The organism is Pandoraea faecigallinarum (assembly GCF_001029105.3).
Lineage (GTDB): Bacteria > Pseudomonadota > Gammaproteobacteria > Burkholderiales > Burkholderiaceae > Pandoraea > Pandoraea faecigallinarum.
Map to the genome: position 1 here is coordinate 2,258,690 of NZ_CP011807.3, position 24,984 is coordinate 2,283,673.

The window sequence follows — 24,984 nt, forward strand, 5'->3', positions numbered from 1 at the left end:
GACTTCCGGCTGGCGGCGCAGGCGTGGGGCGTCGCGCAGGGCATGGTGGCCCAACAGGTGCGCGCACTCGAAGCCGATCACGCCTCGGCATCGATGCCGGCGCGCTGTACGAAGCCATGTCGTTTGGCGGCAAACGTCACTCCCCAGGCAGCGAGCGCGAGGACGATCAGCACATGCGGCAGTGCGCAGGCACCCCATGTCGACAATACGGCGCCGCCGAGTATGCCGCTACCGGCGAAGGACAGATTGAAGACTGTCACGAGCATCGATTGCGCCACGTGTTCGTGCCTGCCGGCCGCGTTACCGAGGGCCGTTTGCAGGATCGTTGGCGCACCACTGAAACTCAGGCCCCACAGCACGGCCCCCGCCATGAGCACCGGCCATGAGCCGGGCCAGCCGCCGAACGCGACGATCACCGCGACAAACGTCCCCAATGCCAACAGCGCGAGCCTGCGCAACCACCGGTCCACCCACAGCCCAATCCCCCACAGGCCCACGAGCGTGAAGATACCGAACGTCGATAACAGCGTCGCAAGCCCGTCGCTCATGCCGGCCGACGCGAGAAACGGCGCGATATAGGTGTACATCGTGTAATGCGCGACGACCCACAGCATGACCACCGCGAGGACTGGACGCACGCCAGGCAGGCGGAGTACGTCCACGACACGGGTGCGGGCGGATTGACCGTCGGCACTCTCGTTTGCATTGCTCACATTGGGCACGATCAGCAACATCCAGCCAACCAGCACGAAGGCGAATGCCGACAGGCCGCCGAAGACCCATCGCCATCCGATCAGATGGCCGAGCGTCGTGGCGGCGGGCACCCCAATGGCCAGCGCCAGCGGAATGCCGAGCATGGCGAATGCGAGGGCACGGCCCTGGCGGGCCGGATTCACGAGCCGTCGGGCGTAGGTCGCAATCTCGCTCCACGCAACGCCTGTAGCGAGCCCCACGACGAAGCGCGCGACGAGAGTCCATGTGAAATCGGACGAGATCGCCGTGGCCGCGTTGCACAGGGCAAAGCCGAGCAGGGCGGCGACGAGCACGGTCCGGCGCGACCAGCGGTGCATCAATACCGTGAGCGGCACCGCGCCGAGTCCGGCGCCCAACGCGCAAAGCGTGACCATCTGGCCCGCCCATGATTCGGAGATACGAAATCCGTCGGCCAATTGCGGCAACAATCCGGCGGGCACCGTTTCGTTCGCCGCAGCGATGAAGGAAGCGAGCATCAGCGCGGTGAGCGATGCCCAGGGCGTGGCGTCGACCGGCGGCGCGACGGCGGAGGAAGAAATCGAGGCAGGGGAAGCGGACATGGTGGCTAGTCAATCGAATGTCCCTGGCGGGACGACGTGGGATAGTCTGCCGACATCCGCGATATTTGATAATCTGCCGGGAATTTGAATGACTTTCAAATCCAGATAGAAGATGGCGACTGACAAACTGGGCGACATGCGATTGTTCAGCACGGCGGCGGCGCTTGGCAGCCTGTCTGCGGCGGGCCGCAAACTGGGCCTTTCGCCGGCAGCGGCCAGTGCGCGGCTTGCGAAGCTGGAGGCCGCATTGCATACGCGGCTGTTCATGCGCACCACGCGGCAGTTGCGACTGACCGAGGAGGGGCGTGTCTATCTCGCGCACTGCCTGATTGCCTTGCAGGCTATTGAAGACGGGGAGGCGGCGCTCCAGGCCGGGTGCGCGGCGATTCGCGGCAAGATCCGCGTGTCGGCGTCGACCGATTTCGGCACGCACAAGCTTTCGCCCTGGCTCGACGAGTTCACCGAGCGTTATCCGGACATCCGGTTATCGCTGACACTCACGGACTCTCTGTCCAATCTCGTGCAGGACGACGTCGACCTGGCCATCCGTTTCAGCGAACCGGACGACGGCACGCTCGTGGCGCGGCGTCTCGCGCCGATGTGCCGCGTGCTGTGCGCGTCGCCCGACTATCTGGCGCGGCATGGCGAACCGGCGACGCCCGACGCGTTGTCGGCTCATCGGTTCATCGTGCTGGTGACGGCCGCGGGGCCGCTCAATGACTTCCACTTCCGCAGGGGCGAAGCGACATGGCGATTCACGGTGCCGATGGCGCAGGCGTGGGAGACGAACGATGGCACGATCGCGCGGCGCTGGGCGCTCGATGGGCGTGGCATCGTCCGAAAAACGCTTTGGGACGCCGCGGACGATGTGCGCGCCGGACGGCTGAAGATCGTGCTGCCGGACTTCATCGCGAAGGAACCCGGCGTGTATGCGGTGCGGCATCGCACGCGTTACATGGTGCCGCGCGTGCGTGCGCTGCTCGACTTCCTGATCGACAGGTTCGAACGGGAGACGAGAGCCTGGCCCGACGTTGATACTTGCCGAGTGTGACTTCATGTCATCATACGGCATGGCCCAGATCCCGCTCTTCCCGCTCGGCAACGCCTTGTTTCCCGCTGGGGTGTTGCATTTGCGCATCTTCGAGGTGCGCTATCTCGACATGATCAAGCGGTGTCTTGCCGATGGCACGGAGTTTGGCGTCGTCGTGTTGCGGCAGGGCAGTGAGGTGCGGTTGCCCGACAGCGTGGAGGAGCCCGCGATGATCGGCACCATGGCGCGTATCGAGGACTGGCGTGCGCCTATGCCTGCGTTGCTCGAACTGGTTTGCCGCGGAACGACCAAGTTCCGGCTCTCGTCCGTTGCGCTTGGCAAATACGGACTGTGGACGGGCGAAGCGGAAATGTTGCCCGCCGACGTCAGTGTCGCGCTGCCCGACACGCTTCAGGTCAGTGCCGATACGCTGGGCAAGCTGATTGCCGGTTTGCAGCGCGATCCGGCGCGCGCGGCAAAGCTTCCATTGGCGCCGCCTTACCGGCTGGACGAATGCGGCTGGGTGGCGGACCGCTGGGCGGAGTTGCTGCCGCTGCCCGCGCATGAGAAAGAAACGCTGCTGGGCATCGACGACCCGGTCGCGCGGCTTGCCCGCATTCAGGCCTTTCTGACCGATCACGGCGTGTTGTCCTGAGCCTTTCGCCCCGGGCCCGTTCGGCGTCACGGCGGGAATGTCGTCATTCCCGTGCGGACAGGCGATAATGTCGCCTGTCCAGATTTCCCCATGCCATCGCCGTGTGCGGCGGCATCGTCACACGAATCCATGACAGTCCAGATCAACGAAGAACTCAAGGCGTACATCGATCCGCTCACGCCTGACGAATACGCTGCACTCGAACAGAGTCTGCTTGCCGAAGGTTGCCGCGATGCGCTCGTGCTGTGGGGCGACGTGCTGGTCGACGGCCACAACCGTTACGAAATTTGCCGCAAGCACGACATCGAATTCCGCACGGTCCAGAATCCGTCGTTCAAGTCGATGGACGATGTCCACCTGTGGATGATCGACAACCACCTGGGCCGCAGAAGCGTGTCCGACTATCAGCGCGGCGTGCTGGCGTTGCGCAAGAAGACGATCCTCGAAGCGCGCGATGTGCCCGCCGGCTCTGTGCCCGGGGCGGCGTCCGCTGCGCCGCAGGACACCGCACAGTCGGGCGCGGCCGCCGGTGAAGCGCCGTCGCGGGATGCGTCGAAGCCGTCGATTCCCGCTCACACCATGGCGCTCACGCGCGCAGCGCTGGCGCGTGCGGCGCGTTTGTCGAGCAATACGCTGGGGCAGATCGAGCAGATCCATAATGCGGCGGCGCCTGAACTCGTGGACGCCGTCAAGCGTGGCGAAGTCTCGATCAATGCCGCCGCTGCCGTGTCGACGTTGCCGCAGGCGGCACAGGTCGCTGCGGTGGTTGCGGGCAAGCAGGAATTGCGGGAGCTGGCGCGCTCAGTGCGTGAGGCGCGTCCGGTCAAGCCGCGCAAGAAGAAGGAAGAGGAGATCACCGGGGAGGACGACGGCACGCCGCCTTGGGACACGAGCGCCGATCCGTCGGACGAACTGATGCGGCTTGCCCGGGAACTCAAGGCCGTGACGGCCGAGCGCGACGCGCTCAAGAAAAAAGTCGCCCATCTCACCATCGCGCTGGCCGAGGCGCGCGCCGGGAAGTCGGCAGGGCAGCCTTGACACTTCATGGCGTGCAAACCTGCTGCACGCCATGAAGCCGTCGCCCCCCGGCGCCGAAAGGCCGGCGCGATGCGATGGGCAGTCCGGGAACCACGGGAACCACGGGAACCACGGGCACTATGGGCTCTATGGACATTACGCCGCCCGGCCGCCCAGATACAACTGCCGCACCTGTTCGTCTTCGAGCAGCGCATTGGCTGCCCCGGTCAGTGCGACCGTCCCCATCGAGAGCACGTAGGCGCGATCCGAGATCCGAAGCGCTTCCATCGCGTTCTGCTCGACCATCAGAATCGTCACCTGTTCCTGATCGCGCACGCGCACGATCGCGTCGAACACTTCGTGCAAGACCTTGGGCGAGAGCCCAGCCGAGGGCTCGTCGAGCAACAGCAGACGCGGGCGCGGCATTAGCGCCCGTGCGAGCGCCAGAATCTGCCGTTCGCCGCCCGACATCGACGCCGCAGGTGCGTTGCGCTTTCGTCCCAGCACGGGATACAGCTCGCACAGTTCGTCGATGCGCTTCGCGCAGGCGCTGTCGCTCAGATAGTGCCCGCCGACCTGAAGATTCTCGCGGATCGTCAGTGAGCCGAAGACGTTGTCCGTCTGCGGCACGAACCCGACGCCGCATTCACGGATTTTCCGGTGCACCGGCACTTGCGACACGTCGGCCGTTTCGAGCACGATACGGCCCTCGCGCGGGAGCAGGAATCCGGCAATGGTCTTGAGCAGCGTCGATTTGCCGCAACCGTTTGGGCCGAGGAGCGTGACGATCTCGCGCGATGCGGCGTGCAGCGTCATTCCCTTCAGGATGTCGACTTCGACGGAGTAGCCCGCCACGACGTTCTCGATCTGAATCATGCGGACTCCATTTCTCTGGCACGGGCGGCCGGCGCGGCGGAATGTGCGCCACCGCCGAGATACGCCTGCAAAACACGTTCGTTGGACGAGAGTTCGTCCGGATGGCAACTCGCCACGATGTGACCGCGATCGAGCACGATGCACCGGGTGCACAGTTCGCGGATGAAGTGCATGTCGTGCTCCACGACGACAAGCGTCATGCCTTGTGCGTTCAGGCGCTTGATTGCTGCGACGATGTCACGCCGCAGATTCGGGTGCACCCCCGCCGTGGGCTCGTCGAGCATGACCATGCGAGGCGAACCCATCAGGGCGCACACGATGCCGAGCAACTTCTTCTGCCCGCCCGAAAGCGCGCTGGACGGCAGGTCGCGCACCCGCGTGAGCAGCAATTCGTCGAGCAGCGCGCTTGCCTTGGCGTGCGCGGCGGTTTCCGCATCGCGGGCGCCGCGCGTTCGCAGTAACGTGGAGAACACCCCGTGATGCGAGGTAGCCGCCGCCATCGCGACCTCCATGACGGACATGCGCGCGGGCATCGAGGGCAACTGAAACGTACGTGCAACACCTTGCGCCACAATCCGGTCGGCGCGCAGCGTGTCGATGCGATGCGCATCGAGCGAGATGCTGCCCGCGTCCAGACTCTCGAAGCCGGTGATCGTGTTGAGCAGCGTGCTCTTGCCCGAGCCGTTCGGGCCGAGCAAACCGACGATCTCGCCGGGCATGACGTCGAAAGTGACATCTTGCAGCACCTTGTTGCCGCCGAACGCCTTGGCGACGGAACGGACTTCGAGCAAAGGTTTGACGGAATGCGTCATGCCATTTTCCTCAGTTTTTCGGGCACGAGGCCTTCGCTGCGCCACAGCAGACAGGCGAGCAGGATCAGGCCGATGACACCCAGACGCAGCGCACCGGCGCTGTCCGAGCTGAAATGCAGATAGTCCTTGGCGAATGGAACCAGCGTGTATGCCGCCTGCACGACCGCCGTGCCCACGAGTACGCCCCAAACGTTGCCGATGCCGCCGATCATCAGGATCGTCCAGAGGGCGAACGTTTCCGCCGAGAGCAGGTAATCGGGACCAGTGAAGCTCATGTAATGCGCATACAGGGAACCGGCGACCGCCGTCACGGCGGCGCTGGTCATCACGGCACGGGATTTGAGCGTACGCAGGTTGTAGCCGAAGCATGCGGCGAGCTTCGGTTCCTCGCGCATGACACGCAGGGCGCGTCCGAAACGGCCGTCGGCGAGCCGCTTCGTCAGCCACGCAAAGGCGATCAGCACGGCGAGCACGAGGGCGAGGAATGCCAGCGAGTCGTATGGGCGCGGCAGCGAGTCGAAGAGCATCGGAATCGGGCTGATGCCATTTGCACCGCCCGTGAGCCAGCCTTCGTTCGTGGCGACGGTTCGCAGGATCTCCGCGACGGCGAGTGTGGCGATGCCCCAATAGTCGGCACCCAACTGACGCCCGAGGTGTGCGATGCCGGACCCGAGCGCGACCGCGAGGACGACACCGATGGCCATGCCGGCGAGCGGCGAGCCGCCCGCCTGAATCGTGATGCCTGTGGCGTAGGCGCCAAGCCCAGCGAAAGCGATGTGACCGAAGTTGAGCAACCCGGCGTAACCGGCTTGCAGGTTCAGGCCGAGGGCCATGATCCCGTAGATGCCTGCCACGGTGAGAGTGGCGACGATGAACTCAAACACGGCGCACCTCGCGATCGAACAGTCCGTAGGGTTTGAAAAGCAGGGCCAGGAGCAGGATGAGGAACGCACCGGCATTGATGTAACCGACAGGCAGGAAGGCAACGGCCTTGCCCAGCACCGGTCCGAAATTCAGGTTCGTGACGAGGGTCTCCGTCAGCGCGATCAACACCGCGCCCGCAACGGCGCCGAGCGGATTGCCCAGACCGCCGAGAATGGCGGCGGCGAACACCGGCAACAGCATGTCGTTGCCGAGTTGCACGTGTGCGCCCGCCGACAGCGCAAGCAGTCCGCCGCCAAGGCCCGCCACGGCGCCGGAGGCGAACGTCACACCGCGCGTGATCCACTCTGCGTTGAGCCCCGACGCCGCAGCGAGCGCCGGATTGGTGGCCAGCGCGCGCATGGCGCGACCGGCACGGGTGTAGAACAGGATCAGCGCAAACACCACGAGCAGGGCGAAGGTAGTGGACACCGAGTAGAGCTGGACCTCCGTCACGCGCGCGTCGCCGAAGACCAACGGCTGCGTAAGCGGCAGATTGAACATCTTCGGGAACGAACCGGCAACGCCCTGACATACGGCGATGACGAGCATCGACACGGCGAGCGAGCCGATCATCGCGATGGCGGGGCCGCCGCGCAACAATTTGCGAAAGACGAGACGGTGCATGGCGAGCGTCAGCGCACCCGTGGCGAGCGCGGCGACGGCGAGCGCCATCACCAGTGGCATGCCAAAAGCGAACATGGCATAGGTTACGTAGGCACCGGCCATGGCGTACTGCACATGGGCGATGTTGGGAAACTTGACGAGTCCGTAGACCATGGACAGCCCTAGGGCGACCAGAGCGAGATCGGACGCGCGTAACAGCGTATCGACGAGAAGTTGGAGCATGGAAGGGATCCGCGGTGTGGCAAGGGCGTCGCCGGGGCATGCCGGTCGTGAGATCGTGACGTGTGTGCCTGCGCGCAGACGGGACAGGCCTGCGGTGCGTGCGCCGCTACACACGACATAGGCAACGCCATGCAGGGCGTTGCCTATGGGCATTACATCGAGACGAACCGGCCGATGCCAGCGTCGGCGAAGGTGAGGGCGATCAGCGCGGCACCACCTTGCCGTCGTACTTGAGCTTCGCGTACGGCGGGTCGATGCGCTGGCGATCGGCGTCGAACCTGATCGGGCCGGTGACACCATCGAAGTTTTTGCCCACGTCTTTCAGTGCGGCCTGCACCGCGGCGGGTTGCGTCGACTTCGCCTTGTTGATGGCTGCGGCCGTGAGCATGACGGCGTCGTAGGCATACCCCGTGTATGAAGTCTTCGGTGCCTGACCGTACTTCGCCTGGAACGCATCGATATAGCGCTTGCCGTTCGCGCCGTTCACCGAACCGACTTCCATGCCGAGCTGGCCGTTGGCGATGTTCGCGGGCGTATCCGAGAGGCTCATCGACAACAGAATCGCGTACCACGGCTTCTGACGCAGGCCTAGCTCGAACGCTTCGCGATCGAGTACCGCCGATTCCTGCCCGTAGGCGGTGTAAATGTAGGCGTCGGGCTGGCTGCGCGAAGCTTGCTGGAGTTCGCGCCGATACGTCGACTGCCCGGCGGTGTAGAGCAGTTCGGTCGCGACCTTGCCGCCGAGTTTTTCGAATTCCTCGCGGAAGCCGTGGGCCACGCCCTGACCGTAGGCGTTGTTCGGTGCGATGAGCGCGACGTTGCGATAGCCGAGCGCCCAGGCGTCGGCAGCCGAGAACTTGTTGCCGAGATTCTCCAGCCCGATCAGGTTGAACGACGTGGCGCCGAGGTCCTTGACCTTCACACTTGTGCTGGCGATGTTGATATGCGTGACCCCTTCCTTGACGAGGTACTGTGCCATCGGCAGCGTGATGCCCGACGAATACTCGCCGATCACGACCGGCACCTTGTCGACGGTGGCCAGCTTGCGCGCTGCGTTCAATGCCGTGGTGGCATTGCCGCCCGAGTCTTCGACGATGACGTCGAACTTCTTGCCCATGACGCCGCCCTGGGCGTTCACCTTCTCGACCGCGAGCGCAACGGCGCGGCGCACGTCTTCCCCGACCGTGGCGTTCGCGCCGGTAAGCGAGAGCACGGCCCCCATGTGGACGGCGTCGTCGGCCGCATGGGCATGCGACGCCAAGGCGAGTGCCATTGCGGCGGGAACGATCAACTTACGAAGTTTCAATGACATGGTTTTCCCCCGGAAAAACTCAGTTGAGCCTGCAAGAAAATGCGTTTGACCGATGACCGTGCGTCCACATGTCGGCGGCGACGCCCAGGTGAGCGGCCGCGCGACGGCCGTCGCCGTCGAATCCGCTGTCACCCCTGATGGAACCGGGTCGCACTTGATAAAACTACGCGATTTTGGATCCAAAATAATATATTGGATCCAATGCTATATGATTGGATCCAGAATCGCAATGTGGGTAAAAAATATGCTCTAATCGCGCCATATGCGAACCTCCGGACCCCAAGCACTTCATCAGGCCATCCGCGACACGCTTCGAGACGAGATCTTGAGCGGCGTGCTCCCGGGTGGATATCAATTGCGTCAAGAAGCGCTCGCAGAGCGATTCAATTCGAGCCGGGTGCCGGTGCGCGAGGCGTTGCGGCAACTGGAAGCGGAGGGGTTGGTCACGCACCATCTGAATCGTGGTGCGACGGTGGCGAGCATGAATCTCGAACAGCTTTGCGAGATGCTCGACATTCGCGTGGCGCTCGAATGCCATGCCGCAAAGCTCGCGGTGCCGAACATGGCCGAGCGCGACTTTCAGGTGATGGAACAGATCCTGGCGCAATACTCGGCCTCGGAGGTCGTGTCCGAGTGGGCCGAATACAACCGCCGTTTCCATCTGGCGTTGTCGGCCCCGGCGAACAATCGCCGGCTGCGGATGTTGATCGAAGAGTATTGCCTCAATACCGATAGGTATTCGCACCTTGCGATGTCGCAGGCGACCGGCAAGGAAAAGCCGCAGCACGATCACTACGAGATCCTGGCCGCATGCCGGCGGCGTGACGTTTCGGCTGTGGTGTCGATGCTCGAAGCGCATATCCTTACGACGCGCAACGAAATCAAGGCGATGGCCCGCGACGATATCAGCTTCCTGTCGCGCGCCGCGTTCTAGGCGTTTGCCGGGACATCACGGGCCGGAGGCGACGCGCCGGCGCGGCGTGGCTTCACAAGTCGGGGGTGTCCCCGGACTTGCACTGACCGCGCCTATGCGAGAATAGCGTATTGCCGATGTCGGCCAATTGCGTGGTGCGGGGTGCGTTCCTGGCAGGTGGGGGAACGGGCGATGCGCTGCGGCTTTTCGTCCACGTTTCATGAATCGAGATTTACCCGCGACCGACGAGACCTACATGGGGCTGGCGCTCCAGCAGGCCCGCGCCGCGATGCAGCAGGGAGAAGTGCCGGTCGGCGCTGTCGTGGTCTGCGACGATCGGGTTGTGGCGGTGGGCCACAACTGTCCCGTCGGCGGTCATGATCCGTCGGCGCATGCCGAAATGCAGGCGTTGCGCGCGGCGGCGCAGGTGCTGGGCAATTACCGTCTTCCCGAATGCGAGTTGTATGTGACGCTGGAGCCGTGTGTGATGTGCGCGGGCGCGATCATGCACGCGCGCATCCGCCGGGTCGTGTACGGTGCGGCCGATCCCAAGACCGGCGCATGCGGCAGTGTGGTCGACCTGTTTGCGGAGCCGCGTCTGAATCACCATGCCGAGGTGATCGGCGGTGTCATGCGAGACGAGTGTGCCGGCATTCTTCAAACCTTTTTCAGTGAGCGGCGCGCGGCGGCCAGAGCGCGTCGTCTGGCTCAGCCGTTTGTTGCCGGTGAGGCGGCAGACGCGTCCTCCGTCCCCCCATCGGAATCTTCCAATTGACGCAGACCAAGCTTGTCGAACTGATTGCGCCCTCGGGCTATGCCCCGTGTCCGGACGTCGCCGCGCGCGGTGTCGCAACGCTGGAGAGCCTCGGCTATTCGGTGCGTAACCGCGAGGCGTTGGAGCGGCGCTATCTGCGTTTCGCGGGCACCGACGAAGATCGTGCCGCGGAGATCAACCGTTTGGGCCAAGGCGTCGACCCGCTGCCGCAGGTCGTGCTGGCGGTGCGAGGGGGGTACGGCGCCGTCCATCTGCTCGACCGTCTCGATTACGGCAGGCTCCACGATCGGCTGTGCAACGCCCCGGTGGCGATCGTGGGGCATAGCGATTTCACGGCGATTCAATTGGCGCTCCTGTCGCAGGCGCATATCACCACGTTCGCCGGGCCGATGTTGCTGGCCGATTTCGGTGCCGAGACACTGAGCGATTTCACGCTGCAGCAATTCCATTCGATGATGCATTCGCCGAGCCATGCCGTTCAGTGGACGGATGACGGGGCGAGCGGCGGCATCGACGTCTCAGGCACCCTCTGGGGCGGCAATCTGGCGATGGTGTGCAGTCTCATTGGCACCCGGTATCTGCCGCAGATCGACGGTGGCGTGCTGTTCGTCGAAGACGTGAACGAGCCGCCGTACCGGGTCGAGCGCATGTTGTATCAGCTGCATCAGTCGGGCATTCTCGCGCGCCAGCGTGCGTTGGTGCTCGGCGATTTCTCGCAATATCGTCTGACCGACTACGACAACGGGTACGACATGGCGACCGTGATCGAGAGCATGCGGCGCGTGATTGGCATTCCCATCGTCACCGATATGCCGTTCGGTCATTGCCCGGACAAGCTCACGTTACCCGTGGGTGGGCAGGCCAGGGTGCAGACGTCAGGGGCTCAGGTCACGCTCACGCTTACGGGATATCCCTATATCGACGGCTGACGTGCGCGCGGGCACGACGCACGCGCCTGCCGGGTCGAACCGGCGATGCGGGATGCTTTCTCGCTATCTGCGAAAAAGTCGCCAATTGGCGTGTGTTCGGGGCACTTGATGGTCGTTTCAAAGAGATTCGTGGCCGAAACGACTGCTTCGACGATGAGGCTGGCGCACGCCGGCGCCCGTTTTTTTTGCAAATCGGGCGATCGGCGGGGCAGGCGACTATACGTTTAAGCACAGCCTGAATATCTGAATATGGCTATGTTTCGTCCCACCTTAATTGGCTAAACTTCTTCGATCGTTTCGCCAACAGGAAGGACGCCAAGACATCATGGCCAGCCACAGCAGCAGCTCCAAGGATTATCCTCGCGACCTTATCGGTTATGGCCGTCACGTGCCGTTTGCCGATTGGCCGGGGCGTGCGCGAATTGCCGTGCAGTTCGTCCTGAACTACGAGGAAGGGGGCGAAAACTGTGTTTTGCATGGTGATCGTGCCTCGGAGCAATTCCTGTCCGAGATCATTGGCGCGGCTGCGTACGAGGCGCGCCACATGAGCATGGAGTCGATTTACGAGTACGGTTCGCGCGCCGGCGTGTGGCGCATTCTGCGCGAGTTCGAGCGCCGGAATTTGCCGCTGACCGTGTTCGGTGTGGCGATGGCCATGCAGCGTCATCCGGAGGTGACGGCGGCCTTTCAGGAACTCGGGCACGAAATCGCATGCCACGGCTGGCGCTGGATTCATTACCAGAACGTGGATGAGGCGACCGAGCGCGAGCACATGCGCATCGCCATCGACATTTTCAAGGAAATGACGGGCAGCGCGCCGCTGGGTTGGTACACCGGTCGCGACAGCCCCAACACGCGCCGGCTCGTGGTCGAACAGGGCGGTTTCGTGTATGACTCCGACAACTACGGCGACGATCTGCCTTTCTGGACACAGGTGCAGACCGGCAATGGCGATGTCAAGCCGCATCTGGTCGTACCGTACACGCTCGATTCCAACGACATGCGCTTTGCCGCGCCCCAGGGTTTCAATACGGCCGATCACTTCTTCCATTATTTGCGCGACGCGTTCGATGTGCTCTATGCCGAGGGCGATGAGGCGCCGAAGATGTTGTCGATCGGCATGCATTGCCGTTTGCTGGGGCGTCCGGGCCGCTTTGCCGCGTTGCAGCGGTTCCTCGATCACATCGAAAAACACGATCGCGTGTGGGTGTGCCGCCGCATCGACGTGGCGCGTCACTGGCAGGAGCGCCATCCGTTCGTGGCGGCCTGAGCGTCAATCCGGTCGAGCCGTTGTTTCGCGGGGCTGCCATGTCCGCAGGGTGTGGCGGCAGACATCGAAATTTGAATCCGACAGGCGTCATCGGGCTGTGCGAGAGCATGGCGGGGCGCCACCTTTGTTCTCCAGGAGAGCAGTGAATGAATGCCCCGTTGCCTATGACCCAACGAACCGTAGCCGAATTGTCGGCGCTGCCGCGCGCCGAGTTCATTGCCGCGCTCGACGGCATTTTCGAGCATTCCCCGTGGGTGGCCGAAGCGGCGTGGGACGACCGTCCGTTCGCGAGCGTCGATGCCTTGCATGACGCCATGTGCCAGGCCGTCATCGATGCCGGCGAAACGCCGCAGCTCGCGCTCATTCGCGCCCACCCGGAGTTGGCGGGCAAAGCCGCGGTGCGCGGCGAGCTGACGGCGGAGTCGACTCGCGAGCAGGCGGGTGCCGGGCTCGATCAGTGCAGCGCCCAGGAGTTTGCGCGGCTGACCGAATTGAACGACGCATACAAGGCCAAATTCGGCTTTCCCTACATTCTTGCGGTGCGGGGACATACGCGCACGAGCATCATCGAGAACTTCGCCGGGCGGCTTGAGAACAGTCGTGCGGACGAAATCGAAGAGTGCCTGCGCCAGATTTTCCGCATTGCCGGTTTCCGTTTGCAGGATCTGGTGCGCGACTGATCGCGTTGCGCGCTGGCATCGATTCGTTTCAGACATTACAGAGTTTCAGGAGTTGGCATGGCCCTCGCCCCCCAAGATCCGAACGCACCGGAATTCGTGCGCCGTTACGTCAATCTGGCGGACCCGCGTCTGGGTGCGCAGGCGCTGGTCGCCAGCGACGAGTTCTTCGCGGCCAAGGAGCGCATGCTCAACCCCGAGCCTGCGGTCTTCATCCCCGGCAAATACGACGAGAACGGCAAGTGGATGGACGGTTGGGAGACGCGTCGCAAGCGCGTGAACGGATACGACTGGTGCATCGTGAAGCTCGCGCGCCCGGGCGTGTTGTTCGGCGTCGATCTCGACACGAGCCACTTCACCGGCAACTTCCCGCCCGCGGCGTCGCTCGAAGGCTGCTACAGCCCGGGCGGTGCGCCGACCGATGCGGCCGAATGGTTCGAGTTGCTCGCGTCGACCACATTGCAGGGCAACTCGCACCACTACCACGCCATTGCCGGGCAGCGCCCTGTCACGCACGTGCGCGTGAATCTGTACCCGGATGGCGGTCTGGCGCGTTTGCGTCTGTACGGTTTGCCGCAGAGCGACTGGGCGGCACGCTCGCGCGACGAGCTGATCGATCTGATCGCGATGGAAAACGGCGGCTACGTCGTTGCGGCCAACAATCAGCATTTCGGCCTGGCGTCGAACTTGTTGATGCCGGGTCGCGGCGTGAACATGGGCGACGGCTGGGAGACGCGCCGTCGTCGCGAGCCGGGCAACGACTGGGCGATCATCGCGCTGGCGCAGCCGGGCGAGATCGACAGGATCGAAGTCGACACCGCGCACTTCAAGGGCAACTTCCCGGACCGCTGTTCGATTCAGGCCGCGTATGTCACGGGCGGCACCGAGCAGTCGCTCATCACGCAGTCGATGTTCTGGCCGGTGTTGCTGCCCGAGCAGAAATTGGCGATGGACAAGGCGTTTCAGTTCGAAGCGCAGGTGCAGAAGTTGGGGGCGATCACGCACATCCGCTTCAACATCATTCCGGACGGGGGCGTGTCGCGTCTGCGGCTGTGGGGGCGACTGAGCGACGCGAAGGCGTGAGATCCGCACAAACCTCTGTCGCGCACGAGCTGCGCGACAGAGCAACGAATCGAGAAAAAAAGGAGTGGGGAAATGGCGGGACCGGCATTGAAGATCGAGCGGTTGACGCGCGAGGCGTTTGCGCCGTTTGGCGACGTGATCGAGTTGGCGGGGGCGAAGCATTTCGCGATCAATGGCGGGACGACCGAGCGTTTTCACGATTTGGCGACGGTGGATTTGGGGCCGCAGGGCGGGCGTACGCTGGTCAACGTCTTCCGGGGGCAGCCCAGGCAGTTGCCGTATGAGGTGAAGATGTTGGAGCGTCACCCGCTGGGCAGTCAGGCGTTCATTCCGCTGAAGACGACGCCGTACCTCGTGGTGGTTGCGCCGGCGGGCGAGTTGGACGTGAGCAAGATGCGCGCGTTCGTCTCGGAGGGTTGGCAGGGGGTGAACTATGCAAAGGGCGTGTGGCACCACCCGCTGTTGGCGCTCCATGAGGTGAGCGACTTCGTAGTGGTGGACCGGGGCGGCGAGGGTCACAACTGCGACGAGCAGGATTTGCCGGGCGTGTATTTGCTGACGCAGGCGGCTTTGGATGCCGTGCAGGCAACGCAGAAGGTCGCGTAGAACAGGAAACACGAGAAGCACGACGAAAACCGCGAGCCAGGCACGGGAGCGGAAGCGGAAGCGGCCATGAAAATGAAAACGCCGGGCTATTGCCCGGCGTCAGATTGCTGACGAACCCCTCGTTTTTCGGAGCGAGGGGTTTTATCTTTTAGGCAAGGGCGAATGGGCAGCGTAAGGGCGCGCACATTGAGAGACAAGCCCTCAGGACGCTCATGAGCCACCGAAACGGGCGCCAGAGGTACGAACGCTCGCCTAAACGCGCCCGTAGGCGCGCCACCAGCATCGCAATTTTCTTGATGTTCTGCGCCGCCGCAGCCAACAAGCACTGCTCGGCCACCTTGCGCAGCCCGCGCATGCGCGCATAGCGATGCCCATGCAGTTGCTTGGCATCGGCAAAGCTGCGTTCCACCGTCTCCTTGCGCCGCGCGTAAATGCGTCGTCCCCACTCGCTCAGCCGCCTCGCGTCCACCCGCTGCTTGGCGCGCTCCCAGACGTGGCGCGTCACCACCTTCACCGCGTTGGCACTGTTCGTGCACTGTGCTCGTACCGGGCAGCACCGGCATATCCGAGCATCGGATTTGTATTCCCGATAGCCGAGCCGGTTAGTCGTGCTGTACGGCAGCGCCTGTCCCTGCGGGCACACGTACTCGTTGCGGTACGCGTCGTACTGGAACTGCCGTTTGTAGAACAGCCCCGGCTTGTGGTTCGGCGTGCGATAGCCCATCACCCCGGCAATCTCCCGCTCCTCCAGCCCCTGGCACACCGCTGGCGTGAAGTAGCCAGCATCCAGCCCCACCGCTTCCACCTTGAACTCAAAGCGCTCGCGCTGTCGATCCAGCCGCTCCAGATACGGCTGGCTGTCGTGCACCGAGGCCGGCGTCACATGCGTATCGGTAATGATCGCGTGCTTGGCGTCCACCGTGCGGTGGTCCAGATAGAAGAAGCCCTTCGGCTTGTCGTCCCGCACCATGTAGCCGCTGTCCGGATCGGTCCGGCTAATCTTGGTGTCCTTGCTCGACGGCGGCTCATCGTCGTCCCGATTCAGCGGCTTCTTGCCATGCGCGGCCCGGTCCGCATCCACTGCCGCATTGAGCTTCTCCAGATAGGCCGCAGGCGTCTGTTCCAGCTTTACCACGTCGAACTTGTTCTTGTTCGCGTTGGCCTTCAGGTGCGTGCTGTCGGTGTACAGCACACGGCCATCGACCAGACCACGGCCCATCGCCTGGCGCACGATCTCGTCGAAGATCTCCTGATACACCGTCGTGTCCGTGAAGCGTCGGCGGCGATTCTGTGAGAACGTCGACGCATCCGGCACCTTGTCGGTCAGCCGAAACCGGGCGAACCACCGGTAGGCGACGTTGACCTGGACCTCGCGCATCAACTGCCGCTCACTGCGCACCCCAAACAGGTAGCCGATGAACAGCAGCTTGAACATCACCACCGGATCGAGCGCCGGACGACCGTTGTCTGCGCAGTACAGATGCGCGACCTTTTCGCGGATGAATTCGAAATCCACTGCCGCGTCGATCTGGCGCAGCAGGTGGTCCTTCGGCACGAGTTCCTCGAGCGTCACCATCTCGAGTTCGTGCTGCGTGGGCGTCGGGATCTTTAGCATCCTGCTATTAAAAAACAAAACCCTCGCACTTGGCGAGGGTTTGTCAGCAATCTGACGCCGGGCTATTGCCCGGCGTTTTCATTTCGAGGAGGGAGAAAAAATACGAAGTGCGGGCAGGTGTGTGGACGATGCCCGGTCACGACGAACGCTGTTGGCAGCGTTTTGTGACGTGATGCCTGCCGTGCCGTTTTCGGTACAGCCAGGCGCTGACGGCAAGCGTTGTCGTTTCCGTGGCGAGGAGCGTGTACCAGATGGCGTCGCCACCGAAGTGTGCGTCGAGCATCCACAGAATCCCAAGCAGCAGAACCCAGCTTCGCAGCATGGCAATGGCCGCCGACGGGCCAGGGGCTTCGACGGCCGTGAGGTAGCCGGCCACGATCAGGTTGCCTGCCGCGGGCAGAAATGCGAGCGCGTACCAGATCACCGCATGCGCCAGAATCGCCCATGCTTCGCCGCCTGCGGGCAGGAACAGGAAAGTCAGCGGGCGCGCCAGCGTCGCCATCGCGATGGCCACCAGCAGCGAGAACCCCATGACGGCCACAACACCCAACCGGAACGCCCCTTGCAGGGCCTTAGCGTCCTGCGCGCCGCGATAGAAGCTGATCATCGGCTGCATGCTTTGCACGAGCGCAACCATCGTGACCGTTGCGCCGAGGGTCATGTACTCGAGAATCGCGTAGGCTGCGAGACCCGGTTCGCCGAAGTTCGTCAGAATGACGCGGTTGAAGGCGAAGACCGTCACGGCCGGGGCAATGGCGCCGAGAAATTCCGATGCGCCGTTATACATCGCGCGCCACACATGCGTCTGTCCGCCCCCGCCAAATGCATTGCGGGCTGGCACCACCTGCTTGGCGAACACGAAGTGATAGGCGAGCATGAGGCTGCTCGACACCATCATCGACAACCCGGTTGCCAGCGACGCACCGTACATTCCCATTTCGCGCGCGACGATGAGCCAATAGTCGAGCGCCACGTTCGCGAGCGCCCCGAGAAGCATCGCGTACAAACCGAACCGCGCGGCGCACGCGCCCTCCACGCGCAGGAACAACTCCATGGCATAAAGACCATTCGCGAAGAGCACGAACCAGCCCCAGCCCGACAGGTAGGCCGCCACATCGGCTGTGAGGGCGCCTTCGGCGCCCAGCGCCGCGGCGATCTCATGCCGGAAGACGAGCACCGCGGCGCTCATCGCCACCCCCGCCACCAGCATGACCCAAAGGACTTGCGAGAATGCCCGGCGTGCGTCGGCGTGGCGTTGTTCGCCGAGCAAACGCGCAATGAGTGTGGCCCCGCCGACGCCGACCATCACACTGATTGCATACGGCACGTAGAGCAGCGGCACCACCAGATTCAGCGCTGCGAGCGCCTGCTGGCCGACGTAGCGGCCGATAAAGATGCCGTCGATCAGCGTATAGATCGTGTAGACCCAACCGGACAGGATCGTGGGTACGGCGAGAGACGTGAATTCCTTGAGCAGCGACGTCGTCGCGCGCTGCACGTGGTGGTGTTGATTCGTAGATGTGGAAAGAGACATGGTCCCCCCGATGACATCGCACCGCGTCGTTTCGGGACGCGGCTCACCGTGGCTTGCACATCGAAAACTTCAGGGTGGGGAGTGTTGCCGCTCACGCGCAAGCGATGGCGTAAGCGCTCCACCGCGCGGCGTCGCGCCCTGTAGCGGGGGACGCCGGCGGGGCGGTCAGACGGACGGAGGGAACATCGCCTGGTGCAAATGCACCCAGACGACGCCTTGCCGGGAGGCGGAAAAAAGCAGGAAATTCATGATATTGATCATGGTGTCGATCGTTCGTCCCGGACAGGCCGGGCGCGTATGACAGACACCGACCTTCACGCGCGAGTTCCCCGGCGTGTGACGGTCTGACGGGCGGGGGAGGGGGCGATGGCTGTAGCTACCACCATGGGAATCCCGGAACGAACGCGATACGCTTCGCGGCGAACGCCGGACGAAAAAAGGGGCGCCGAAGCGCCCCAACATGGGTCCAGCAAGAAAGTCGGTCGTTGCCGGCGTGCGCCGTTACTGCTGCGCGCCGCCGTTGAACCAGGCAGCAATCTTCTGACGTTCTTCGTCGGTCATCTGGGTCACATTGCCCAGCGGCATTGACTTGAGCGCCACCGATTGCTGATAAATGCGTTGGGCGTTCTGCGAGATTTCGGCCGGGGTGTCGAGCATCACGCCTGCCGGTGCGCTGCCCATCATGGTCGGCTTGGCCGAGTGGCAGGTGGCGCAACGTTGCGTGAGAATCGGCTGAATCTCCGAGAGTTTCACGGCCGGGGCGGCAGTTTCGCCATGGGCGCCCGCGGCCGGGGCCGGCGCGGGACGCGGCGCGGCGAACACGGCAACGCCGGCGAGCAGTGCGGCGCCAGCCACGGGCAGCGCGTACAGATTCTTGCCAGCGTGACGCAGCACGAAGAACTGACGAATCATCGCGCCTGCGGCCATGATGATCGTGAGGATCACCCAGTTGTACGGGTTGCTGTACGTGAACGCGTAGTGGTTGCTGATCATGATGAACACGACCGGCAGCGTGAAATACGTGTTGTGCACCGAGCGTTGCTTGCCGAGCTTGCCCCAGACCGGGTTCGGGACTTCGCCTTTCGCGAGTGCGTCCACGCTCTTGCGTTGCCCCGGAATGATCCAGAAGAAGACATTGGCCGACATCGACGTGGCCATCATGGCGCCCACGATCAGGAACGCGGCACGACCCGCGAAGATGTGCGTCGTGGCAAACGTCGCGGCCACCACGAACAGGGCGACGGCGATGCCGAGCACGCGTTCGTTCTTGCCCAGCAGGCGGCACAGGAAGTCGTAGACGAACCAGCCCCCGATCAGGAACGCCACCGCAAGGCCCACGGCCTGACCCGGTTGCAGATCCATCACGTTCTTGTCGATCAAATAGGTTTGCGGTTGCAGCAGGTACAGTACGCAGAACAGGGCGAAGCCCGAAAGCCACGTGGTGTACGACTTCCACTTCGACCAGTGCAGGTCCTCAGGCATCTGCGGCGGCGAGTTCAGGTACTTCTGCGCGTGGTAGAAACCCCCGCCGTGCACCGACCACATCTCGCCGAATACGCCTTTTTGCTTGTCTTCGGCGGCCTTGGGCGGCTTCAGACCGTTGTCCAGCATCACGAAATAGAACGACTCGCCAATCCAGGCAATGGCGGCCACCACGTGCAGCCAGCGCAGCAACAGATTGACCCAGTCGGTAATAAACGCTTCCATCTTATGTTCTCCTCAACTGCCTGACGTTCACGTTCGCGGTTTAGCTACCGCGATACGTGGAAAAGCTCCACGGCGACACCAGAAGGGGCACGTGGTAATGCTGCGAAGGCTCGGCGATGCCGAAACGCAGGACAACGCGATCGACGAAGCGCGGCGTGGGCACGTTCACACCCTGCGCAGCAAAGTAGTCGCCCGCGTGGAACACAAGCTCATATTCGCCAGTAACGAAGTCTTCGCCTTCGAGCAACGGCTTGTCGCAACGGCCGTCGGCATTGGTCTGCACGTCGCGCAGCGAACGGCGCTCGCCGTCAACGCGCCACAACTCGACACGGATGCCGGCGCCGGGCTTGCCGTGCGATGTATCTAGTACGTGGGTAGTCAGTCGTCCCATGATGTCTATATGAACGCGTCCCGTTTGCAACAGTTTTCGCGTGTTTTGATAGACAGGATGGGCTGCAGCTCTATATCCGGCCTCGATGCAGTCGGTACAGTCGCTGCGGGCCCCTATGAAATTCGCTGACTCGCACCTCATTCTCCCGGCGAGCTCAAAGCTCGAGGCATCATTCAGGTTTAGCGAGTCCCGGTCCTACCTGGCTTGTCATCACACTCGATTGCTGCGCAACCTTTCGACGTTCACCCTGTGTTTAAACGTTAATCCTCTACGCAAGCGCTGCCCGTTTAGACGGGTTTCACGCTCACGTATCCCTTCTGGTACTGCCGGTCATGGGCAAGAACTGCCCAGATCGTTCGCGCCATCTTGTTGGCTAACGCGACGATTACGACATTTTTTGGCCGCCGCTTCTGGATTTGTTCGACCCACTCACCGGGCTCTTTCGCATGCGTCAGCACAGATCGTGCACCGTGAATCAGCAGGGTGCGCAGATATGTGTCGCCGCGCTTTGATATGCCATGCAAGTTCACCTTGCCGCCCGAACCCGTCTGCTTCGGCACGATCCCAACCCACGCGGCAAACTCTCGTCCCGAACTGAACGCTTTCGCATCTCCCATCATCGCGACAGCTGCTGTTGCCGTCAGTAATCCAACACCGGGAATCTCGCTGATGGCCTTGACCGCCTTATCCTCTTTCTTCCACTCGCGCATCCGACGCTCGATCTCAGCGATCTGCTCATCAAGCTTCTCCAGTCCGTTCCACTGCGCGCGAAACGTATCGATCAGCACGGCAGGCAAACGCTCCGCAATCCGTTCGAGCACAGCGGGTATTTCCTTATCGAGCTTCGCCCGACTCTTGCCCATCACTTCACCGTATTCCGTTAGCAGCCCTCGCAGAGCATTAATCTGCATCGTGCGAAATTTGATCAGTTGCTGTCTCATCCGGTGCAGCCCCAGCATGGCTTGCTGCATTTCGGTCTTTACTGCGACCGGCTTGCCCGGCTGCTGCACGGCCAGCCAGATCGCCTTCGCATCAGCCGCATCGCTCTTGTTCCTGATGTTGAAAGCCTTTACGAACTCCCCCGGCATCAGCTTCACCTCGTGGCCCAGCTTCGCGAGTTGCCGGGCCCAGTGGTGCGCACCACCGCACGCTTCCATCCCGATCAGGCACGGCGCTCGGTTCGCAAAATGCTCAAGGAACTTTGCCCGCTTGATCGGCTTGTTCACGATCTCGCCAGTTTCCTGATCGACGTAATGCACTTGGAACACACTTTTCGCGATGTCTACACCCACTGCCGTACAATTCACTCGGATCCTCCGGTTGCTTTGGAAAACTTCGTATTTTCCACTTTGGGCACATCGATGCCGTTGGCCCGTGAGGATCCACCTTCCTTTGCTCACTCGGTCACGGGGTGGGACGCGTTCATTTCATTCTCCTGTGATGGATGGGTGCATTGTAGGGAGATGGCGGCCCGGCAACGCGCGCAATACCAAAGATAAAAACGTGCACATACCCTGTCACGCCGGACAAAAAGCCGAAGCCCGTCAAGCGGCACGTCAATATGGCATGGGGACGTCTCAAGCGTACGTCGCATGCGCGGGAATTGGGATTTTTGGGAGCGCTATCCGGTTTCGTTATCGCGGATATAACGATATTCGTATGACCCGTTATCGCAGCAGGAGACACGTCGCCCGGAAAGCCCAATGGTTACGTGGATCCTTGGGGAAAACCCGAAACGCATAATAAGCATTCATGCATACGTTCCATGAAAAAAACACTATAGCCGTGGGTGGTCTTGCCGCAAAAGGCGTCGACCTGCACCATTGAGTCACCCTAAAAATAGACATCAAACAGCCCCCCGAGGGACGGAGACGCAATGAGTGTGACGACTAACGCCGTGGATCCGGTCGACGAGCGACTGCCGATCGGAAAATTGTTCATGCTGGGCCTGCAACACGTTTTGGTCATGTATGCGGGGGCGGTCGCCGTGCCCCTCATCATTGGCGGCGCTCTTGGACTGCCCAAGGACCAGATTGCGTTTTTGATTTCCGCCGACCTGATGTGCTGCGGCATCGCCACGCTGATCCAGAGCGTTGGCATCGGCCGCTTCGGTATTCGCATGCCTGTCATCATGGCCGTGACGTTCGCGGCCGTCGGTCCCATGCTCGCGATCGGCACCAATCCCTCGCTCGGCCTGCCCGGCATCTTCGGGGCGACGATTGCCTCCGGCATCATCGGCACCCTGATTGCGCCGCTCGTCGGCAAGCTCCTGCGGTTCTTTCCGCCCATCGTCACGGGCATCGTCATTACGTCCATCGGTCTGACGATCATCGGCGTAGGCATCAACTGGGCGGCCGGCGGCGTGGGTAACCCCGACTATGGCGATCCCGTCTACCTCGGTGTGTCGTTCGCGGTGCTTATCTTCATCTTGCTGGTCACGCGCTTCGTGAAGGGCTTCTTCTCGAACATCGCCGTGCTGCTGGGCATTCTGTTCGGTTTCGTGATTGCGCTGATGCTGCACAAAGTGAATTTCGACGGTCTCGATCAGGTGAAGTGGTTCGACATCGTGTTGCCGTTCCATTTCGGCATGCCGGTATTCGATCCGTGGGCGATTCTCACGCTCACCATCGTGATCCTCATCACGTTCATCGAGTCGACGGGCATGTTCCTCGCGCTGGGGGAAATCGTCGGCAAACCGGTCGACGAAAAGACACTGGTGGCCGGGCTGCGTGTGGATGGCGTGGCGACCGTGATCGGCGGGTTGTTCAATACGTTCCCGCACACCTCGTTCTCGCAAAACATCGGTCTCGTGGGTGTAACGGGGGTGAAGAGCCGCTGGGTGTGCGCTGCCGCCGGGGTCATCCTGCTGGTATTCGGCCTGATTCCGAAAATGTCGGTGGTCGTGGCGTCGATTCCCCAGTTCGTGCTGGGCGGCGCAGGCGTCGTCATGTTCGGCATGGTGCTCGCCACGGGCATCAAGATCCTGTCCAAGGTCGATTACGCGCACAACCGCTACAACCTGTATATCGTAGCAATCAGCATCGGTATGGCGATGATCCCGGTCGCGTCGAACAAGTTCTTCGCAAAGATGCCGGAACAGCTCGCACCGCTGCTGCATAGCGGAATTCTGCTTGCCACACTGTCTGCCGTGATTCTTAACGCCTATTTCAATGGTTTCAAAACCCCCGTGGCGGATGCCCATGGCAGGAAGAATGGCTCGGGCATGGGGTTGGAGGCGCACTGATGAAAACGCTGCTCGTCAAGAATGCCGAAGTGCTCGTGACGATGGACGCCGGCCGCCGCGAGATCGCCCGCGGCGGGCTGTACGTCGAGGGCAACCGGATCGTGGCCGTCGGCACCAGCGACAGTCTGCCGGCGAGTGCGGACGAAGTGATCGATCTGACCGGGCACGTTGTGATTCCCGGTCTCGTCAATACGCACCACCACATGTACCAGAGCCTCACGCGCGCGATTCCGGCTGCGCAGGATGGCGAGCTTTTCAACTGGCTGACAAACCTCTACCCGGTGTGGGCAAATCTCACGCCGGAGATGATCCGTGTCTCGACGAAGACGGCGATGGCCGAACTGCTGCTCTCCGGGTGTACCACGTCGAGCGACCATCTCTACATCTATCCGAACGGATGCAAGCTGGACGACAGCATCGAAGCCGCCGCCGAGATCGGCATGCGCTTTCATGCGAGCCGGGGAAGCATGAGCGTGGGGCAGAGTCAGGGCGGCTTGCCGCCGGACCGCGTGGTCGAGCGCGAAGACGACATTCTCAGAGACACCCAGCGACTTATCGAGACGTATCACGACGAAGGCCGTTACGCGATGTTGCGTGTGGTGGTGGCCCCGTGCTCGCCGTTCTCCGTGAGCCGCGACCTGATGCGCGAGTCGGCGACGATGGCGCGCCACTATGGCGTGTCGCTGCACACCCATCTTGCCGAGAACGTCAACGATATCGCCTACAGCCGCGAGAAGTTCGGCATGACGCCGGCGCAGTACGCGCAGGATCTGGGCTGGGTCGGCCACGATGTCTGGCATGCCCACTGCGTCCAGCTCGACGATGCGGGCATTGCGCTATTCGCGAAGACCGGCACGGGCGTGGCGCATTGCCCATGTTCGAACATGCGGCTTGCGTCGGGCATTGCCCCGATTCGACGCATGCGCGACGCCGGTGTGCCCGTCGGGCTCGGCGTGGACGGCTCGGCGTCGAACGACGCCGCGAGCCTGATCAACGAAGCGCGTCAGGCGCTGCTGCTCCAACGGGTGGGCTTCGGCCCGAGTGCCATGACGGCGCGCGAGGCGCTGGAGATCGCGACCGTGGGCGGCGCGCGTGTACTCGGGCGCGACGATATCGGCGTGCTCGCCGAAGGCATGGCCGCAGACTTCGTGGCGTTCGACACGCGCGGTGTGGGCATGGCCGGCGGCTTGCACGATCCGGTCGCCTCGCTCGTCTTCTGTAATCCTGGACAAGCCGCGTACAGCGTGGTGAACGGACGGGTGGTGGTGCGCGAAGGGCGTCTCGAGACGCTCGACCTGCCGGCGCTCGTCACGCGTCACAACGCGCTGGCGCGGCAACTGGCCGAGGCTTCCCGATAAGGCGTTGTCACACCGGCCGCATATTCATGGTGTGTGGCCGAGCGTGGCAATGGGCAAACGGGAAGTCGGGGTGGCGTGCCTGTGCATGGGGCGCGCC

General features: G+C 62.9%; 23 protein-coding genes. 12 read left to right on the forward strand and 11 right to left on the reverse strand.

Going from position 1 to position 24,984, the window contains the following annotated elements; genetic code table 11:
• Positions 1–77: 77 nt before the first annotated feature.
• Positions 78–1,313: an MFS transporter gene (locus tag AB870_RS10135; protein ID WP_047907897.1), complete on the reverse strand. Its 1,236-nt coding sequence runs from the start codon at positions 1,311–1,313 to the stop codon at positions 78–80.
• Positions 1,314–1,425: 112 nt separating this feature from the next.
• Here AB870_RS10135 and AB870_RS10140 point away from each other — a divergent pair, with 112 nt between their 5' ends.
• The 3 genes from AB870_RS10140 to AB870_RS10150 all read left to right on the forward strand — a co-directional run bounded on the left by AB870_RS10140 (position 1,426) and on the right by AB870_RS10150 (position 4,036).
• Positions 1,426–2,364: a LysR family transcriptional regulator gene (locus tag AB870_RS10140; protein WP_047907898.1), complete on the forward strand. Its 939-nt coding sequence runs from the start codon at positions 1,426–1,428 to the stop codon at positions 2,362–2,364.
• A gap of 19 nt (positions 2,365–2,383) precedes the next feature.
• Complete coding sequence (locus AB870_RS10145; RefSeq protein ID WP_047907899.1) at positions 2,384–2,998, forward strand: LON peptidase substrate-binding domain-containing protein; 615 nt, start codon at positions 2,384–2,386, stop codon at positions 2,996–2,998.
• A gap of 129 nt (positions 2,999–3,127) precedes the next feature.
• Positions 3,128–4,036 carry a ParB N-terminal domain-containing protein gene (locus tag AB870_RS10150; RefSeq protein WP_047907900.1) on the forward strand — a complete coding sequence of 303 codons (909 nt, stop codon included), beginning with the start codon at positions 3,128–3,130 and terminating at the stop codon, positions 4,034–4,036.
• A gap of 135 nt (positions 4,037–4,171) precedes the next feature.
• Here the strand turns inward: AB870_RS10150 and AB870_RS10155 are convergent, their stop codons facing one another.
• The 5 genes from AB870_RS10155 to AB870_RS10175 all read right to left on the reverse strand — a co-directional run bounded on the left by AB870_RS10155 (position 4,172) and on the right by AB870_RS10175 (position 8,785).
• A complete protein-coding gene (locus tag AB870_RS10155) occupies positions 4,172–4,891 on the reverse strand; it encodes an ABC transporter ATP-binding protein (RefSeq protein ID WP_047907901.1) in 720 nt (239 codons plus the stop codon).
• The gene (locus tag AB870_RS10160) at positions 4,888–5,703 is read right to left on the reverse strand and encodes an ABC transporter ATP-binding protein (protein ID WP_047907902.1); all 816 of its coding nucleotides are present in this window, start codon (positions 5,701–5,703) and stop codon (positions 4,888–4,890) included. Before AB870_RS10160 ends, AB870_RS10155 begins: the two co-directional genes overlap by 4 nt.
• Positions 5,700–6,587, reverse strand: coding sequence for a branched-chain amino acid ABC transporter permease (locus AB870_RS10165; protein WP_047907903.1), 888 nt, complete (start codon positions 6,585–6,587; stop codon positions 5,700–5,702). Before AB870_RS10165 ends, AB870_RS10160 begins: the two co-directional genes overlap by 4 nt.
• Positions 6,580–7,473, reverse strand: coding sequence for a branched-chain amino acid ABC transporter permease (locus AB870_RS10170; protein WP_047907904.1), 894 nt, complete (start codon positions 7,471–7,473; stop codon positions 6,580–6,582). Before AB870_RS10170 ends, AB870_RS10165 begins: the two co-directional genes overlap by 8 nt.
• A 202-nt stretch (positions 7,474–7,675) precedes the next feature.
• Complete coding sequence (locus tag AB870_RS10175) at positions 7,676–8,785, reverse strand: ABC transporter substrate-binding protein (protein ID WP_047907905.1); 1,110 nt, start codon at positions 8,783–8,785, stop codon at positions 7,676–7,678.
• 334 nt (positions 8,786–9,119) lie between these two features.
• Here AB870_RS10175 and AB870_RS10180 point away from each other — a divergent pair, with 334 nt between their 5' ends.
• The 7 genes from AB870_RS10180 (at position 9,120) to AB870_RS10210 (ending at position 15,038) form a co-directional block, all read left to right on the forward strand.
• Positions 9,120–9,719, forward strand: coding sequence for a GntR family transcriptional regulator (locus tag AB870_RS10180; protein ID WP_237170126.1), 600 nt, complete (start codon positions 9,120–9,122; stop codon positions 9,717–9,719).
• A 199-nt stretch (positions 9,720–9,918) separates the two neighbouring features.
• On the forward strand, positions 9,919–10,473 hold the full coding sequence (gene tadA, locus AB870_RS10185; protein ID WP_047907907.1) for a tRNA adenosine(34) deaminase TadA: 555 nt from the start codon (positions 9,919–9,921) through the stop codon (positions 10,471–10,473).
• Positions 10,470–11,402 (forward strand): muramoyltetrapeptide carboxypeptidase, encoded by a 933-nt coding sequence (gene ldcA, locus AB870_RS10190; RefSeq protein WP_047907908.1) that lies wholly within the window; start codon positions 10,470–10,472, stop codon positions 11,400–11,402. Before tadA ends, ldcA begins: the two co-directional genes overlap by 4 nt.
• Positions 11,403–11,727: 325 nt before the next feature.
• Positions 11,728–12,672, forward strand: a complete 945-nt coding sequence (puuE, locus tag AB870_RS10195; RefSeq protein WP_047907910.1) for an allantoinase PuuE — start codon at positions 11,728–11,730, stop codon at positions 12,670–12,672.
• A gap of 164 nt (positions 12,673–12,836) precedes the next feature.
• The gene (gene uraD, locus AB870_RS10200) at positions 12,837–13,352 is read left to right on the forward strand and encodes a 2-oxo-4-hydroxy-4-carboxy-5-ureidoimidazoline decarboxylase (RefSeq protein WP_047907911.1); all 516 of its coding nucleotides are present in this window, start codon (positions 12,837–12,839) and stop codon (positions 13,350–13,352) included.
• 57 nt (positions 13,353–13,409) lie between these two features.
• Complete coding sequence (gene alc, locus AB870_RS10205) at positions 13,410–14,432, forward strand: allantoicase (protein WP_047907912.1); 1,023 nt, start codon at positions 13,410–13,412, stop codon at positions 14,430–14,432.
• Positions 14,433–14,504: 72 nt separating this feature from the next.
• A complete protein-coding gene (locus AB870_RS10210; RefSeq protein WP_047907913.1) occupies positions 14,505–15,038 on the forward strand; it encodes an ureidoglycolate lyase in 534 nt (177 codons plus the stop codon).
• A 148-nt stretch (positions 15,039–15,186) separates the two neighbouring features.
• Here the strand turns inward: AB870_RS10210 and AB870_RS10215 are convergent, their stop codons facing one another.
• From AB870_RS10215 to AB870_RS10235, 5 genes are all read right to left on the reverse strand, one after another.
• Positions 15,187–16,653: an IS1182 family transposase gene (locus tag AB870_RS10215; RefSeq protein ID WP_053059358.1), complete on the reverse strand. Its 1,467-nt coding sequence runs from the start codon at positions 16,651–16,653 to the stop codon at positions 15,187–15,189.
• Between the two features lie 136 nt (positions 16,654–16,789).
• Positions 16,790–18,187, reverse strand: coding sequence for an MATE family efflux transporter (locus AB870_RS10220; RefSeq protein ID WP_047907914.1), 1,398 nt, complete (start codon positions 18,185–18,187; stop codon positions 16,790–16,792).
• 501 nt (positions 18,188–18,688) lie between these two features.
• A complete protein-coding gene (locus AB870_RS10225) occupies positions 18,689–19,894 on the reverse strand; it encodes a urate hydroxylase PuuD (protein WP_047907915.1) in 1,206 nt (401 codons plus the stop codon).
• Positions 19,895–19,934: 40 nt separating this feature from the next.
• Positions 19,935–20,285: a hydroxyisourate hydrolase gene (gene uraH / locus AB870_RS10230; RefSeq protein WP_047907916.1), complete on the reverse strand. Its 351-nt coding sequence runs from the start codon at positions 20,283–20,285 to the stop codon at positions 19,935–19,937.
• A gap of 287 nt (positions 20,286–20,572) precedes the next feature.
• Positions 20,573–21,592 (reverse strand): IS110 family RNA-guided transposase, encoded by a 1,020-nt coding sequence (locus AB870_RS10235; protein WP_047905322.1) that lies wholly within the window; start codon positions 21,590–21,592, stop codon positions 20,573–20,575.
• Between the two features lie 569 nt (positions 21,593–22,161).
• Here AB870_RS10235 and AB870_RS10240 point away from each other — a divergent pair.
• Both AB870_RS10240 and AB870_RS10245 read left to right on the forward strand, forming a co-directional pair.
• The gene (locus AB870_RS10240) at positions 22,162–23,529 is read left to right on the forward strand and encodes a nucleobase:cation symporter-2 family protein (protein WP_047907917.1); all 1,368 of its coding nucleotides are present in this window, start codon (positions 22,162–22,164) and stop codon (positions 23,527–23,529) included.
• Positions 23,529–24,887, forward strand: coding sequence for an 8-oxoguanine deaminase (locus AB870_RS10245; protein WP_047907918.1), 1,359 nt, complete (start codon positions 23,529–23,531; stop codon positions 24,885–24,887). The genes AB870_RS10240 and AB870_RS10245 overlap by 1 nt, the downstream gene beginning before the upstream one ends.
• Positions 24,888–24,984 lie beyond the last annotated feature (97 nt).

What these genes read in the sequence shown, in the direction of transcription:
- AB870_RS10135 (WP_047907897.1), bottom strand. Translation starts at nt 1,313, where the DNA reads ATGTCCGCTTCCCCTGCCTCGATTTCTTCCTCCGCCGTCGCGCCGCCG.
- AB870_RS10140 (WP_047907898.1), top strand. Translation starts at nt 1,426, where the DNA reads ATGGCGACTGACAAACTGGGCGACATGCGATTGTTCAGCACGGCGGCG.
- AB870_RS10145 (WP_047907899.1), top strand. Translation starts at nt 2,384, where the DNA reads ATGGCCCAGATCCCGCTCTTCCCGCTCGGCAACGCCTTGTTTCCCGCT.
- AB870_RS10150 (WP_047907900.1), top strand. Translation starts at nt 3,128, where the DNA reads ATGACAGTCCAGATCAACGAAGAACTCAAGGCGTACATCGATCCGCTC.
- AB870_RS10155 (WP_047907901.1), bottom strand. Translation starts at nt 4,891, where the DNA reads ATGATTCAGATCGAGAACGTCGTGGCGGGCTACTCCGTCGAAGTCGAC.
- AB870_RS10160 (WP_047907902.1), bottom strand. Translation starts at nt 5,703, where the DNA reads ATGACGCATTCCGTCAAACCTTTGCTCGAAGTCCGTTCCGTCGCCAAG.
- AB870_RS10170 (WP_047907904.1), bottom strand. Translation starts at nt 7,473, where the DNA reads ATGCTCCAACTTCTCGTCGATACGCTGTTACGCGCGTCCGATCTCGCT.
- AB870_RS10175 (WP_047907905.1), bottom strand. Translation starts at nt 8,785, where the DNA reads ATGTCATTGAAACTTCGTAAGTTGATCGTTCCCGCCGCAATGGCACTC.
- tadA (WP_047907907.1), top strand. Translation starts at nt 9,919, where the DNA reads ATGAATCGAGATTTACCCGCGACCGACGAGACCTACATGGGGCTGGCG.
- puuE (WP_047907910.1), top strand. Translation starts at nt 11,728, where the DNA reads ATGGCCAGCCACAGCAGCAGCTCCAAGGATTATCCTCGCGACCTTATC.
- uraD (WP_047907911.1), top strand. Translation starts at nt 12,837, where the DNA reads ATGACCCAACGAACCGTAGCCGAATTGTCGGCGCTGCCGCGCGCCGAG.
- alc (WP_047907912.1), top strand. Translation starts at nt 13,410, where the DNA reads ATGGCCCTCGCCCCCCAAGATCCGAACGCACCGGAATTCGTGCGCCGT.
- AB870_RS10210 (WP_047907913.1), top strand. Translation starts at nt 14,505, where the DNA reads ATGGCGGGACCGGCATTGAAGATCGAGCGGTTGACGCGCGAGGCGTTT.
- AB870_RS10215 (WP_053059358.1), bottom strand. Translation starts at nt 16,653, where the DNA reads ATGCTAAAGATCCCGACGCCCACGCAGCACGAACTCGAGATGGTGACG.
- AB870_RS10220 (WP_047907914.1), bottom strand. Translation starts at nt 18,187, where the DNA reads ATGTCTCTTTCCACATCTACGAATCAACACCACCACGTGCAGCGCGCG.
- AB870_RS10225 (WP_047907915.1), bottom strand. Translation starts at nt 19,894, where the DNA reads ATGGAAGCGTTTATTACCGACTGGGTCAATCTGTTGCTGCGCTGGCTG.
- uraH (WP_047907916.1), bottom strand. Translation starts at nt 20,285, where the DNA reads ATGGGACGACTGACTACCCACGTACTAGATACATCGCACGGCAAGCCC.
- AB870_RS10240 (WP_047907917.1), top strand. Translation starts at nt 22,162, where the DNA reads ATGAGTGTGACGACTAACGCCGTGGATCCGGTCGACGAGCGACTGCCG.
- AB870_RS10245 (WP_047907918.1), top strand. Translation starts at nt 23,529, where the DNA reads ATGAAAACGCTGCTCGTCAAGAATGCCGAAGTGCTCGTGACGATGGAC.